This is a genomic window from Stutzerimonas chloritidismutans, assembly GCF_020783375.1.
Classification (GTDB): Bacteria; Pseudomonadota; Gammaproteobacteria; order Pseudomonadales; family Pseudomonadaceae; genus Stutzerimonas; species Stutzerimonas kunmingensis.
This window is the reverse complement of sequence record NZ_CP086067.1, coordinates 4,453,353-4,466,844: the sequence shown is the minus strand read 5'-3', so window position 1 is coordinate 4,466,844 and position 13,492 is coordinate 4,453,353. Positions and strand designations below refer to the sequence as shown.

The 13,492-nt window shown below is 60.1% G+C and carries 15 protein-coding genes; all 15 read left to right on the top strand.

Features of this window, described 5'->3' with window-relative positions; all coding sequences use genetic code 11:
- Nucleotides 1-515: 515 nt before the first annotated feature.
- The 15 genes from rpmH to atpA all read left to right on the top strand — a co-directional run bounded on the left by rpmH (nucleotide 516) and on the right by atpA (nucleotide 13,483).
- Nucleotides 516-650 (top strand): 50S ribosomal protein L34, encoded by a 135-nt coding sequence (gene rpmH, locus LLJ08_RS20960; protein ID WP_003290924.1) that lies wholly within the window; start codon nucleotides 516-518, stop codon nucleotides 648-650.
- Between the two features lie 14 nt (nucleotides 651-664).
- Nucleotides 665-1,060, top strand: a complete 396-nt coding sequence (rnpA, locus tag LLJ08_RS20955; protein ID WP_023446451.1) for a ribonuclease P protein component — start codon at nucleotides 665-667, stop codon at nucleotides 1,058-1,060.
- Complete coding sequence (gene yidD / locus LLJ08_RS20950; RefSeq protein WP_023446452.1) at nucleotides 1,053-1,298, top strand: membrane protein insertion efficiency factor YidD; 246 nt, start codon at nucleotides 1,053-1,055, stop codon at nucleotides 1,296-1,298. Before rnpA ends, yidD begins: the two co-directional genes overlap by 8 nt.
- Before the next feature lie 2 nt (nucleotides 1,299-1,300).
- Entirely contained in the window at nucleotides 1,301-2,971 is a 1,671-nt protein-coding gene (gene yidC, locus LLJ08_RS20945) for a membrane protein insertase YidC (protein ID WP_023446453.1), read from the top strand.
- 72 nt (nucleotides 2,972-3,043) lie between these two features.
- Nucleotides 3,044-4,411 (top strand): tRNA uridine-5-carboxymethylaminomethyl(34) synthesis GTPase MnmE, encoded by a 1,368-nt coding sequence (mnmE, locus tag LLJ08_RS20940; RefSeq protein WP_023446454.1) that lies wholly within the window; start codon nucleotides 3,044-3,046, stop codon nucleotides 4,409-4,411.
- A gap of 485 nt (nucleotides 4,412-4,896) precedes the next feature.
- A complete protein-coding gene (mnmG, locus tag LLJ08_RS20935) occupies nucleotides 4,897-6,789 on the top strand; it encodes a tRNA uridine-5-carboxymethylaminomethyl(34) synthesis enzyme MnmG (protein WP_014822277.1) in 1,893 nt (630 codons plus the stop codon).
- Nucleotides 6,789-7,436: a 16S rRNA (guanine(527)-N(7))-methyltransferase RsmG gene (gene rsmG, locus LLJ08_RS20930; RefSeq protein ID WP_014822276.1), complete on the top strand. Its 648-nt coding sequence runs from the start codon at nucleotides 6,789-6,791 to the stop codon at nucleotides 7,434-7,436. Before mnmG ends, rsmG begins: the two co-directional genes overlap by 1 nt.
- A gap of 18 nt (nucleotides 7,437-7,454) precedes the next feature.
- Entirely contained in the window at nucleotides 7,455-8,243 is a 789-nt protein-coding gene (locus tag LLJ08_RS20925; RefSeq protein ID WP_014822275.1) for a ParA family protein, read from the top strand.
- A 9-nt stretch (nucleotides 8,244-8,252) separates the two neighbouring features.
- Entirely contained in the window at nucleotides 8,253-9,125 is an 873-nt protein-coding gene (locus LLJ08_RS20920) for a ParB/RepB/Spo0J family partition protein (protein WP_014822274.1), read from the top strand.
- Nucleotides 9,126-9,252: 127 nt separating this feature from the next.
- Nucleotides 9,253-9,657 carry a F0F1 ATP synthase subunit I gene (locus LLJ08_RS20915; protein WP_371104282.1) on the top strand — a complete coding sequence of 135 codons (405 nt, stop codon included), beginning with the start codon at nucleotides 9,253-9,255 and terminating at the stop codon, nucleotides 9,655-9,657.
- A gap of 14 nt (nucleotides 9,658-9,671) precedes the next feature.
- Nucleotides 9,672-10,526, top strand: a complete 855-nt coding sequence (atpB, locus tag LLJ08_RS20910) for a F0F1 ATP synthase subunit A (protein ID WP_023446456.1) — start codon at nucleotides 9,672-9,674, stop codon at nucleotides 10,524-10,526.
- A gap of 57 nt (nucleotides 10,527-10,583) precedes the next feature.
- Nucleotides 10,584-10,811, top strand: a complete 228-nt coding sequence (gene atpE / locus LLJ08_RS20905; protein WP_003290909.1) for a F0F1 ATP synthase subunit C — start codon at nucleotides 10,584-10,586, stop codon at nucleotides 10,809-10,811.
- A 92-nt stretch (nucleotides 10,812-10,903) separates the two neighbouring features.
- On the top strand, nucleotides 10,904-11,374 hold the full coding sequence (locus LLJ08_RS20900) for a F0F1 ATP synthase subunit B (RefSeq protein ID WP_014822271.1): 471 nt from the start codon (nucleotides 10,904-10,906) through the stop codon (nucleotides 11,372-11,374).
- Between the two features lie 12 nt (nucleotides 11,375-11,386).
- Nucleotides 11,387-11,923: a F0F1 ATP synthase subunit delta gene (locus LLJ08_RS20895; protein ID WP_003291824.1), complete on the top strand. Its 537-nt coding sequence runs from the start codon at nucleotides 11,387-11,389 to the stop codon at nucleotides 11,921-11,923.
- Between the two features lie 15 nt (nucleotides 11,924-11,938).
- The gene (gene atpA, locus LLJ08_RS20890; protein ID WP_003291823.1) at nucleotides 11,939-13,483 is read left to right on the top strand and encodes a F0F1 ATP synthase subunit alpha; all 1,545 of its coding nucleotides are present in this window, start codon (nucleotides 11,939-11,941) and stop codon (nucleotides 13,481-13,483) included.
- Nucleotides 13,484-13,492 lie beyond the last annotated feature (9 nt).

Sequence of the window (13,492 nt, the reverse complement as noted above, 5' to 3'; positions counted from 1 at the left end):
GGAAGCTCCTATCGACTCAGTCGAGGTAAGACGGCGGCCATTGTAACGGCACGCCCTCAGGTTATCCACAACAAACCTGAAGCGCAGGACGGAATACCCTAGGTCTGGTCAACCACTCAACGCATGGAAAAGCATTGTCGCCAAGTCTGTTGATAAATACCCCTGAGGGCAGTGGTCAAGCCTGTTCAAAAGCACTGATTAACACCGCCTGTGGATATCTTGAGTTTTAATCCCCAGCTTGCGCAGAGCCTCTGCACGGGGTGAGCACCGCTTTCGCACCAAGTTTGCATCCGCGGGAGCGCCCGTCTCCTAAGGTCTGTAGCCATCTATCCACAGAAAAGGTGCTGCACATATATAAGCATTACATCTTAAGAGCTTATATTTCTTTTCTACTTATTTTTTTCATCCATGCAGGGCTGGTTGGAAATTGACCTGGCTCGATAGCTTCTCTACAATCGCCGGTCTCTTAAAAGGGGGCCATTCCGGCCCGCAATGGATCACCAGGTAAACGCACCATGAAACGCACTTTCCAGCCCAGCACCATCAAGCGCGCTCGTACTCACGGTTTCCGTGCACGTATGGCCACCAAGAACGGTCGTCAGGTTCTGTCGCGTCGTCGCGCCAAAGGCCGTAAGCGTCTGACCGTCTGATATCGGAACAGGTAGTGAGTCGGGGCTTCGGCCGGGAAAAGCGTCTGCTGACTCCCCGCCAATTCAAGGCAGTCTTCGACTCCCCTTCCGGTAAGGTGCCTGGCAGGAACGTCCTGCTGTTGGCACGCGAGAACGATCTGCAACACCCCCGCCTTGGGCTGGTGATCGGCAAGAAAAGCGTCAAGCTCTCGGTCGAACGTAACCGCATCAAGCGGCAGATACGTGAGACCTTCCGCCATCACCAGTCGGATCTGGTGGGCTGGGACATCGTGATCATCGCCCGCAAGGGATTGGCTGATCTGGACAATCCCGAACTGGCGAAGCAATTCGCCAAGCTCTGGAAGCGACTGTCACGCAGCCCATCCAAGACCTCCGTCGAACCTGGAGCCGCCAACAGCACCCATGCGTAAATTGGCCATCGCTTCGATCAGGGTCTACCAGTACGCCATCAGTCCGATGATGGCCAGTCACTGCCGTTTCTATCCAAGCTGCTCCTGCTATGCACTCGAGGCCATCGAAACTTATGGCCTGTTGCGTGGCGGCTGGCTGAGCCTGCGCAGGTTGGGGCGCTGCCATCCGTGGAATCCCGGTGGCTACGATCCCGTGCCTTCTCATAACACTTCCAATTCATCTCCGATGGCCGAGTAACCATGGATATCAAACGCTCGATACTGCTCGTCGCTCTAGCAGTCGTTGCCTACCTGATGGTTCTTCAATGGAATCAGGACTACGGTCAGGCTGCCCTGCCGACCGAAACCGCGCAAAGCCAGCCGGGCGTACCGGCTCTTCCGGATAGCCCCGCCGCCAACAGCGAAAGCACCGCTGGCGATGTGCCCGCGGTTGCCGGCCAGCAACAGGCCAGCGCCCTGCCGGCTAATGCGCCGAGCAGCCAGCTGATTCGTGTGCGCAGCGACGTGCTTGACGTGGCCATCGATCCGCGCGGTGGCGACATCGTCGAACTGCATCTGCCGCAGTACCCGCGTCGTCAGGATCGTCCCGATGTGCCGTTCCAACTGTTCGAGCGTAGTGGTGAGCGAGTCTATGAAGCACAAAGCGGCCTGATCGGCGACGGCCCGGACAAGGCCAGCGGGCGTCCTCAGTACAGCAGTGAGAAAAGCGAGTACCAACTGGCCGAAGGTCAGGATCAGGTGGTCGTCGATCTGAAATACAATGCTGATGGCGTCAACTACATCAAGCGTTTCACCCTCGAGCGCGGTAACTATGCGCTGAAGGTGAACTACCTGATCGACAACCAGAGCGGTCAACCCTGGACCGGTTACCTGTTCGGTCAGCTCAAGCGCGACAACAGCGGCGATCCCTCCTCAAGCACCGCCACTGGCACCGCTACCTACCTTGGCGCTGCGCTGTGGACCAAGGACGAGCCGTATCGTAAGGTCTCCATGGGCGACATGGATGAAAGCAACCTGCGTGAAAGCGTGCAGGGTGGCTGGATCGCCTGGCTGCAACATTATTTCGTCACCGCCTGGATTCCTCAGCCGGACGATACCAACCAGGTGCAGACGCGCAAGGATAGCCAGGGCAACTACATCATCGGCTTCACCGGCCCCGCTGTTACCGTACCTGCCGGCGCACAGGGCGAGACAGGCGCCACGCTGTATGCCGGCCCGAAGAGCCAGGACAAGCTGGAAGAACTGTCCCCCGGTCTGCGTCTGACCGTCGACTACGGCATCCTCTGGTTCATCGCTCAGCCGATCTTCTGGCTGCTGGAAAACATCCACGCGCTGCTGGGCAACTGGGGCTGGTCGATCATCGTTCTGACCATCGTCATCAAGCTCGCCTTCTTCCCGCTCTCCGCGGCGAGCTACAGGTCGATGGCGCGCATGCGCGCGGTGTCGCCGAAAATGCAGGCGCTGAAGGAACAGCATGGCGACGACCGCCAGAAGATGTCCCAGGCGATGATGGAGCTGTACAAGAAGGAAAAGATCAATCCGCTGGGCGGCTGCCTGCCGATCCTGGTGCAGATGCCGGTATTCCTGGCCCTGTACTGGGTCCTGCTGGAAAGCGTCGAGATGCGCCAGGCGCCCTGGATGTTCTGGATCACCGACCTTTCGATCAAAGACCCGTTCTTCATCCTGCCGATCATCATGGGCGTGACCATGTTCATCCAGCAGCAGCTGAACCCGACACCGCCGGATCCGATGCAGGCGCGAGTGATGAAGCTGCTGCCGGTGATCTTCACCTTCTTCTTCCTCTGGTTCCCTGCCGGTCTGGTGCTGTACTGGGTGGTCAACAACGTCCTGTCCATCGCCCAGCAGTGGTACATTACCCGCAAGATCGAGGCCGCGGCGAAGCCCGCCTGACGCCTCAACCGCCAATGCAGAACGCCCCTTGATTGGGGCGTTCTGCTATCTGCCGTCCAGAAAGGAGGCCGCATGAATCCAGTTCGCGACACCATTGCCGCCGTCGCTACCGCGCCGGGGCGCGGAGGAGTAGGCATCGTTCGGGTATCAGGGCCACGGTCCAAGGCTATCGCCATTACCCTGACCGGCCGTGAGCCAACGCCGCGGCATGCACATTACGGTGCATTTCACGCAGACGACGGCGAGGTGATCGACGAAGGCCTGCTACTGTTCTTTCCGGGACCGCATTCGTTCACCGGTGAGGACGTACTCGAACTGCAGGGGCATGGCGGCCCGGTTGTCATGGATATGCTGCTGCAGCGCTGCGTCGAACTCGGCGTTCGTCTGGCTCGGCCAGGCGAATTCAGTGAACGCGCATTCCTTAACGACAAGCTCGATCTTGCCCAGGCCGAGGCGATCGCCGACCTTATCGAAGCGAGTTCGGCGCAGGCCGCGCGCAATGCGGTGCGTTCGCTACAGGGCGAATTCTCTCGCCGCGTGCATCAGTTGACCGAAAGATTGATTCAGCTGCGTATCTATGTCGAAGCGGCGATCGATTTTCCCGAAGAAGAGATCGACTTCCTCGCCGATGGGCATGTCCTGGCACAATTGGATGCCGTGAAAGCCGAGTTATCCACAGTGCTGCGCGAAGCCGGGCAGGGCGCCTTGCTGCGCGACGGAATGACCGTGGTGATCGCAGGGCGCCCCAACGCCGGCAAGTCCAGTCTGCTCAACGCACTGGCGGGCCGTGAGGCCGCCATTGTCACCGATATTGCCGGCACCACCCGCGATGTCCTGCGCGAACACATCCTGATCGACGGCATGCCGCTGCATGTCGTCGATACCGCGGGCCTACGCGATACCGAAGATCAGGTCGAGCGGATCGGTGTGCAGCGCGCGCTCAGCGCCATCGGCGAAGCGGACAGGGTACTCCTGATGGTCGATGCCAGTGCGCCTGAGGCGCAGGACCCACTAGCCCTTTGGCCGGAGTTTCTCGAATCCAACCCTGCGCCGAACCGGGTGACGCTGATTCGGAACAAGGCTGACCTGAGCGGTGAGCCGATCTCGATTCGCTTCGACGACAACGGACAGGCAACCCTGAGCCTGTGCGCACGATCCGGCGAAGGTATCGAGTTGTTGCGCGAACACCTCAAGCAGTGCATGGGCTACGAGCAGACCGCTGAAAGCAGCTTCAGCGCCCGACGTCGCCATCTGGACGCACTGCGTCTGGCTGACCAGTATCTGGAGCATGGCCATGCCCAACTGACGCTGGCCGGCGCCGGTGAGCTGCTGGCAGAGGATCTGCGCCTGGCACAACAAGCACTCGGTGAGATCACAGGCGCGTTCAGCTCAGACGACCTGCTCGGGCGAATCTTCTCGAGCTTCTGCATCGGCAAATGACACTGCACGGGCGCTAACCACGCCCGCCCCCTTTCATGCACAACGCTACGCTGAAAATTCGTGGCGATGGCATTCGGCTGCCGAAAATTCCCGCCATGAGCCCTGTGGAAAAGGCCGCCTAAGGGCAGTAGAAAAGTCATGGCGTAAGCTGGTGAAAAACCCCTCTGTGCATAAGATTAACTTTAATCCACAGGATGCTGACGGTATTCACACCGTCAGCGCCCAGCCGCAGCACAGGTTTATCCTTCGCCACAAGGAAGGCCTGCCGAGGGCTCCACGTGGTTATCCACAGAAATGAGCTTCACCATTTATAAACACATAAATAAGCTTCTTATATATTTCTTCTCTATTTCTAATGTTTATCCACCGACTCGCCTCCGCCAGATGGTTGGTCATTTTTTGCTCAGAGCCCTTCTTTAGCACTGGCTAAATCCCTATACTTCGCGGCTTCCCGAATTCCCATCTGAACAGGCACGAGGTGCGTGGTGGACTTCCCTTCCCGTTTTGACGTGATCGTTATCGGCGGCGGCCATGCCGGCACCGAGGCTGCGCTGGCAGCGGCACGCATGGGCGTGAAGACCCTGCTGCTCAGCCACAATGTGGAAACCCTCGGCCAGATGAGCTGCAACCCGGCCATCGGTGGCATCGGCAAGAGTCATCTGGTCAAGGAAATCGATGCGTTGGGTGGGGCCATGGCGATGGCCACCGACAAGGGCGGCATCCAGTTTCGCGTGCTCAACAGCCGCAAGGGGCCAGCCGTTCGAGCCACCCGAGCGCAAGCTGACCGCGTGCTTTACAAAGCTGCTATTCGTGACACTCTGGAAAACCAGCCGAATCTGTGGATATTTCAACAGGCGGCGGACGACCTCATCGTCGAGCAGGATCAGGTCCGGGGTGTCGTGACCCAGATGGGTCTGCGTTTCCTCGCGGATTCTGTGGTGCTGACCACCGGGACCTTCCTCGGTGGACTTATCCACATTGGCCTGCAGAACTATTCAGGCGGGCGCGCAGGCGATCCGCCTTCGATCGCCCTGGCTCACCGGCTGCGCGAGTTGCCGCTGCGCGTCGGTCGGCTGAAGACCGGTACGCCGCCACGTATCGATGGTCGTTCGGTGGATTTTTCTCTTATGACCGAGCAACCGGGTGACACACCGCTGCCGGTGATGTCGTTCATGGGCAATCGTGAGCAGCACCCGCCGCAGGTCAGCTGCTGGATCACTCACACCAACGCGCGAACGCACGAAATCATTGCCGCCAACCTCGATCGTTCGCCGATGTATTCCGGCGTGATCGAGGGCGTCGGGCCGCGCTACTGCCCGTCGATCGAAGACAAGATCCATCGTTTTGCCGACAAGGACAGCCATCAGGTCTTCCTCGAGCCCGAAGGCCTGACCACTCATGAGCTGTATCCCAACGGCATCTCCACCTCGTTGCCGTTCGATGTGCAGCTGCAGATCGTGCAGAGCATCCGTGGCATGGAGAACGCCCACATCGTGCGGCCGGGCTATGCCATCGAGTACGACTACTTCGACCCACGTGATCTCAAGTACAGCCTGGAGACCAAGGTGATCGGCGGGCTGTTCTTCGCCGGCCAGATCAATGGCACCACCGGTTACGAAGAAGCTGGTGCCCAGGGACTGCTCGCCGGAGCCAACGCTGCGCTGCGGGCGCAGGGCAAGGACAGCTGGTGTCCGCGCCGCGATGAGGCCTACCTAGGCGTGCTGGTCGATGACCTGATCACCCTCGGTACCCAGGAGCCCTATCGGATGTTCACCTCGCGTGCCGAATACCGGCTGATCCTGCGTGAGGACAATGCCGATCTTCGTCTGACCGAGAAGGGCCGCGAACTGGGTCTGGTGGACGATGCCCGCTGGGCTGCGTTCTGCGCCAAGCGCGAAGGTATCGAGCTCGAGGAGCAGCGCCTGAAGAGTTGCTGGGTTCGTCCCGGCACACCACAGGGAGATGCCATCGCCGAGCGTTTCGGCAGCCCGCTGGCCCGCGAGTACAATCTGCTCAATCTGTTGGCTCGTCCGGAAATCGATTACCAGAGCCTGATCGAACTGACCGGTGACGGTGCGCAGGATCCTCAGGTCGCCGAGCAGGTCGAGATCAAGACCAAGTACGCCGGCTACATCGAACGGCAGCAGGACGAGATCGAACGACTGCGTGCCAGCGAAAACATCGCCTTGCCGGAGAATCTCGACTACACGACGATTCCGGGCTTGTCGAAGGAGATTCAGCACAAGCTCGGTCAGGCAAGGCCTGAGACGCTCGGGCAGGCCTCGCGTATTCCGGGAGTCACTCCCGCTGCGGTGTCGCTGCTGATGATTCATCTGAAGAAGCGCAATGCCGGCCAGCAGCTGGAGCAGAGCGCCTGATGAGTCTGGTCAGCGAATCCCATGCCGCCGAACTCGTGCGCGGCGCCCAGGCGCTCGGTGTCGAGCTGAGTGAAGGGCAACAGCAGCAGTTGCTGGCGTACCTGGCACTGCTGATCAAGTGGAACAAGGCCTACAACCTCACCGCGGTGCGCGATCCCGACGAAATGGTTTCGCGACACCTGCTCGACAGCCTGAGCGTGGTGTCCTTCGTTGCCGAGTCCGGACAGACCTGGCTGGACGTCGGCAGCGGTGGTGGCATGCCTGGCGTGCCGCTGGCGATCATGTTTCCTGATCGCAGCTTCACGCTGCTGGACTCCAATGGGAAAAAAACGCGATTCCTGACGCAGGTGAAGCTGGAGCTGAAACTGGCCAACCTCGAAGTCGTGCACAGCCGCGTCGAGCAGTTCCAGCCGGCGGAAGCCTTCGACGGCATCACCTCGCGCGCCTTCAGTTCCCTTGAGGACTTCGCCAGCTGGACGCGGCATCTGGGCAATACCCAGACGCGCTGGTTGGCGATGAAGGGCGTGCAGCCGGACGACGAACTGCAACGGCTGCCCGCCGACTTCCGCCTCGATGCCTGTCACGTACTCAAGGTTCCCGGTTGCCAAGGCCAGCGCCATCTGCTGATACTGCGCCGCACTTCATGACCCGGACAGACACTGACCATGGCTAAAGTTTTCGCCATTGCCAACCAGAAGGGCGGTGTCGCCAAGACCACCACCTGCATCAACCTTGCGGCTTCGCTGGTTGCCACGCGTCGCCGCGTGCTGCTGATCGATCTCGACCCCCAGGGCAACGCCACCACTGGTAGCGGTGTGGACAAGCTCGGACTGGAGTACTCGATCTACGACGTACTGATCGGCGAATGCAGCCTGGTGGATGCCATGCAGTTCTCCGAGCATGGCGGCTATCAGTTGCTGCCGGCCAATCGCGACCTGACCGCGGCGGAAGTGGCCCTGCTGAATCTGCCGGCCAAGGAAAAACGCCTGCGTGAAGCACTGGCACCGGTGCGGGAGAACTACGACTACATCCTCATCGATTGCCCGCCGTCGCTGTCGATGCTGACCATCAACGCGCTGGCTGCGTCGGACGGCGTCATCATTCCCATGCAGTGCGAGTATTACGCGCTCGAAGGGCTTACCGATCTGGTCAATTCGATCCAGCGTATCGGCCAGGCGCTCAACCCCAGCCTGAAGATCGAAGGCCTGCTGCGCACCATGTACGACCCGCGCAGCAGTCTGACCAACGATGTATCCGAACAGCTCAAGGCGCATTTCGGCGACAAACTCTACGACACCGTTATCCCGCGCAACGTCCGGCTCGCCGAGGCCCCCAGCCACGGCATGCCGGCGCTGGTCTACGACAAGCAATCCAAGGGCGCTCTGGCCTATCTGGCCCTGGCCGGTGAACTGTCGCGACGCCAGCGCCAGTCGGCGCGTGGCGCCCCCGCATAAGGACTACTCATGGCGACCAAGAAAAGAGGCCTAGGCCGTGGACTCGACGCCCTGCTCGGCGGCGCCAGCGTTTCGGCAATGCAGGAAGAGGCTGCGAAGGTCGATACCCGTGAACTCCAGCACCTGCCGCTGGACCTGATCCAGCGCGGCAAGTACCAGCCGCGCCGCGATATGGACCCGCAGGCCCTGGAGGAGCTGGCCCAGTCGATCAAGAACCACGGCGTGATGCAGCCGATCGTGGTGCGTCCCGTCAGCGGTGGCCGTTTCGAGATCATCGCCGGTGAACGTCGCTGGCGCGCCAGCCAGCAGGCCGGGTTGGAGAAGGTGCCGGCGCTGGTTCGCGAAGTGCCGGACGAGGCGGCCATTGCCATGGCGCTGATCGAGAACATCCAGCGCGAAGACCTGAATCCGATCGAAGAAGCCGTCGCACTGCAGCGCTTGCAACAGGAGTTCCAGCTGACCCAGCAGCAAGTTGCCGACGCGGTAGGCAAGTCGCGTGTCTCGATAAGCAATTTGCTGCGCCTGATTGCGCTGCCGGAAGAGATCAAGACGCTGCTGTCACACGGTGACCTGGAGATGGGCCACGCGCGAGCATTGCTAGGTCTGCCGGCGGAACAGCAGGTCGAAGGCGCGCGGCACGTTGTCGCACGTGGGCTGACCGTGCGCCAGACCGAAGCCCTGGTGCGTCAGTGGTTGAGCAGCAAGGAAACACCGAAAGCCGAAGTCAAGGTCGACCCGGACATCAGCCGTCTGGAGCAGCGCCTGGCGGAACGCCTGGGCTCTCCGGTGCAGATCAAGCACGGACAGAGGGGCAAAGGGCAGCTGGTGATCCGCTACAGTTCGCTGGATGAACTGCAGGGTGTATTGGCCCACATCCGCTGATACAAATTGTTTGTAGTGCCGGTCGGAAAATACTACCGGAGAGTTGAACCCTGGCTGGCCTGCTCCTATACTCGCCGCGCTTTTTTGACTGCGGACAATTATTTACGCGGCCTGCTACAGCGATGGAATTCAGGTGAACATACGCAACAGAACACCCTTCCATCGCCTTCCGGCATTTCGCGTATTGCTGATGCAGGCAATGGTCGTAGTAGTGACCGCTGTCTCATGTGGCCTGGTTTTTGGTATGGTCGCCGGCTACTCCGCGCTGTGCGGTGGTTTGATTGCGCTGTCAGCGAACGTGTATTTCGCGTACAAGGCCTTTCGTTACTTTGGCGCACGTTCGACTCAGGCGATCATCCAGTCGTTCTGGTCTGGCGAGATGGGTAAACAGATTCTGGCAGCAGCGCTTTTTGCGTTGGTGTTCGTGGGAGTGAAACCGCTGGAACCGATCGCCTTGTTTGCCGGCTATCTGCTGGTTCTGGGTGTCGGAGCAAGCGCGCTCCTGCTGATGAAAAACAATCCGAAGCATTGAGCATTGAGGCGTTTATGGCGAGTACCCCCGCTGAATATATCCAGCACCACCTGCAAAACCTCACCTACGGCAAGCTGCCGGCAGGTTACGAGCGTGCTGATGGCTCCGTTCTCGATCAGGCCACCTGGACCATCGCTCAGACGGGTCTGGAAGCTCGTGACATGGGCTTCATGGCATTCCACCTGGATACCCTCGGCTGGTCGCTGCTGATGGGCGCCATCTTCATCCTGCTGTTCCGCAGCGCCGCCAAGTCCGCCACGACCGGTGTACCGGGCAAGCTGCAGAACTTCGTCGAGATGTGCGTCGAGTTCGTCGAAGGCGTGGTGAAGGACACCTTCCACGGCCGCAATGCTCTGATCGCTCCGCTGGCGCTGACCATCTTCGTCTGGGTGTTCCTGATGAACAGCCTGAAGTGGATTCCGGTCGACTACATCCCTGGGCTGGCCAGCCTGCTGGGCCTTCCGGCGTTCAAGATCGTGCCAACCGCCGACCCGAACGGTACCTTCGGTCTGTCGCTCGGCGTGTTCATTCTGATCCTCTTCTACAGCGTCAAGGTCAAGGGTTTCGGTGGCTTCAGCAAGGAGCTGGCGTTCACTCCGTTCAACCACTGGTCGCTGGTGCCGTTCAACCTGTTCCTCGAGATTCTCGGCCTGCTGACCAAGCCGCTCAGCCTCGCGCTGCGTCTGTTCGGCAACATGTATGCCGGTGAGGTGGTGTTCATCCTCATCGCTCTGCTGCCGTTCTACGTGCAGTGGACCCTGAATGTGCCTTGGGCGATCTTCCATATCCTGGTGATCCCGCTTCAGGCCTTCATCTTCATGGTACTGACGGTGGTGTACCTGAGCTCTGCCCATGAAGAACATCACTGAAAACCGCTAACGCTTTAACCGAAAAACCTTAACCCCCCTTAGCTTCAGGAGCTTTACATGGAACTCGTCTACATCGCCGCCTCCATCATGATCGGTCTGGGTGCCCTGGGCACCGGTATTGGCTTCGCCCTGCTGGGCGGCAAGCTGCTGGAATCCACTGCTCGTCAGCCTGAGCTGGCTCCCCAGCTGCAAACCAAAACCTTCCTGATGGCCGGCCTGCTCGACGCCGTGCCGATGATCGGCGTTGGTATCGCGATGTACCTCATCTTCGTTGTCGCCGGTTAATCACTTTCCGGTTTGAGATGGGGTTCGCCGGGCGAGCCCCGTCGCCGTGGAATGACTCCCGCGTTGAACGAGATAGCACGAGGTAAATCGCTGTGAACATTAACTTGACGCTGTTCGGTCAAACGCTCGCCTTCGCTATCTTCGTCTGGTTCTGCATGAAGCTCGTCTGGCCGCCAATCACGGCAGCCATGGCAGCGCGCCAGAAGAAGATCGCTGAAGGACTGGATGCGGCAGGCCGTGCGCAGCAAGACCTGAAACTGGCTCAGGACAAGGTGTCCAACACCCTCCGCGAGACCAAGGAGCAGGCAGCCCAGATCATCGAGCAGGCGAACAAGCACGCCAATGCGATCATCGAGGAAGCCAAGCAGCAGGCACGTGTCGAAGGCGAGCGACTGGTCGCCGGCGCCCGCGCCGAGATCGAACAGGAAGTGAACCGTGCCAGGGACCAACTGCGCAATCAGGTAGCGGCTCTTGCCGTCGCCGGTGCAGAGAAGATCCTGGAGTCCCAGGTGGACGCCAAGGTGCACAACGAGCTGGTCGAAAAACTGGCCTCCCAACTCTAAGCGAGGCAAGCGATGATCAATACCCAGACGCTTGCTCGGCCTTACGCGAAAGCCGCTTTCGAGTTTGCCAGCGCCGCAGGAACGACCGAGTCCTGGTCGAAAATGCTGAACCTGGCCGCCATCGCTGTTGAAGTCCCAGAAGTCGCAGCGTTGCTGAACGACCCCCGCCTGACCAGCGAAAGCAAGGTCCAGGGGCTGGTGCGTCTACTCGGTGACGACGCCGACGAAGCTTTCCGCAACTACGTCCAGACCCTTGGCGAGAATGATCGCCTGTCGGTACTGCCGACCGTGTGGGAGCTGTACGAGGACATCAAGGCGCAAGCCGAGAAAACGCTCGAGGCAGAAGTTGAAACCGCCTTCGAGCTCAGCAACGAGCAACTCCAAACTTTGGCTGCCGCCCTGTCGAAGCGGCTAGATCGCACCGTCAACCTCCAGCAGGCCGTGAATCCTGCGCTGATCGGCGGCGTGTTGATTCGCGCCGGTGATGTGGTTGTCGACGGTTCGGTCCGCGGCAAACTGAGCCAGTTGGCCGAATCGTTGAAATCCTGATTTGAGGGTCATGGCATGCAGCAACTGAATCCTTCCGAGATTAGTGAAATCATCAAGCAGCGCATCGAGAAATCGAATGTCGCTGCTCAAGCCCGTAATGAGGGCACCGTCGTCAGCGTTTCTGACGGTATCGTACGTATCTACGGTCTGGCCGACGTCATGTACGGCGAAATGATCGAGTTCCCTGGCGGCATCTTTGGTATGGCACTGAACCTGGAGCAGGACTCCGTAGGTGCCGTGGTTCTGGGTAACTACCTGGGCTTGACCGAAGGCATGAGCGCCAAGTGCACCGGCCGCATCCTTGAAGTTCCGGTTGGTCCGGAACTGCTGGGCCGCGTTGTCGACGCACTGGGTAACCCGATTGATGGCAAAGGCCCGATCAACGCTCAGGCAACTGACGCGGTCGAGAAGGTTGCGCCGGGCGTGATCTGGCGTAAGTCCGTCGACCAGCCGGTGCAGACCGGTTACAAGTCGGTCGACGCCATGATCCCGGTAGGCCGTGGCCAGCGTGAGCTGATCATCGGCGACCGTCAGATCGGCAAGACCGCCCTGGCCATCGATGCCATCATCAACCAGAAGAACAGCGGCATCCGCTGCGTTTACGTTGCCATTGGTCAGAAGCAGTCGACCATCGCCAACGTGGTTCGCAAGCTGGAAGAGCACGGCGCGCTGCACAACACCATCGTTGTTGCTGCGTCCGCCTCCGAATCCGCTGCCCTGCAGTACCTGGCGCCTTACGCTGGTTGCACCATGGGCGAGTACTTCCGCGACCGCGGTGAAGACGCGCTGATCGTGTATGACGATCTGTCCAAGCAGGCCGTGGCGTACCGCCAGATCTCCCTGCTGCTGCGTCGTCCGCCGGGACGTGAAGCCTATCCGGGCGACGTGTTCTATCTCCACAGCCGTCTGCTGGAGCGTGCGTCGCGCGTTTCCGAAGAGTATGTCGAGAAGTTCACCAACGGTGCCGTAACTGGCAAGACCGGCTCGCTGACCGCTCTGCCGATCATCGAAACCCAGGCGGGCGACGTTTCCGCGTTCGTTCCGACCAACGTGATTTCCATCACCGATGGTCAGATCTTCCTGGAATCGGCCATGTTCAACGCAGGTATCCGTCCGGCCGTCAACGCCGGTATCTCGGTATCCCGTGTTGGTGGTGCTGCTCAGACCAAGATCGTCAAGAAGCTGTCCGGTGGTATCCGTACCGCTCTGGCTCAGTACCGTGAACTGGCTGCGTTCGCGCAGTTCGCTTCCGACCTCGACGAAGCGACCCGCAAGCAGCTGGAGCATGGTCAGCGCGTTACCGAGCTGATGAAGCAGAAGCAGTACGCGCCGATGTCCATCGCCGACATGTCCCTGTCCCTGTACGCCGCCGAGCGCGGTTTCCTGACGGACGTGGAAGTGGCCAAGGTTGGCGCCTTCGAGCAGGCCCTGATCGCCTTCTTCAACCGCGAGTTCGCCGATCTGATGGCGAAGATCAACGTGAAGGGTGACTTCAATGACGAAATCGACGCAGGCCTGAAGGCCGGTATCGAGAAGTTCAAGGCCACTCAAAGCTGGTAAGCCGCAGCG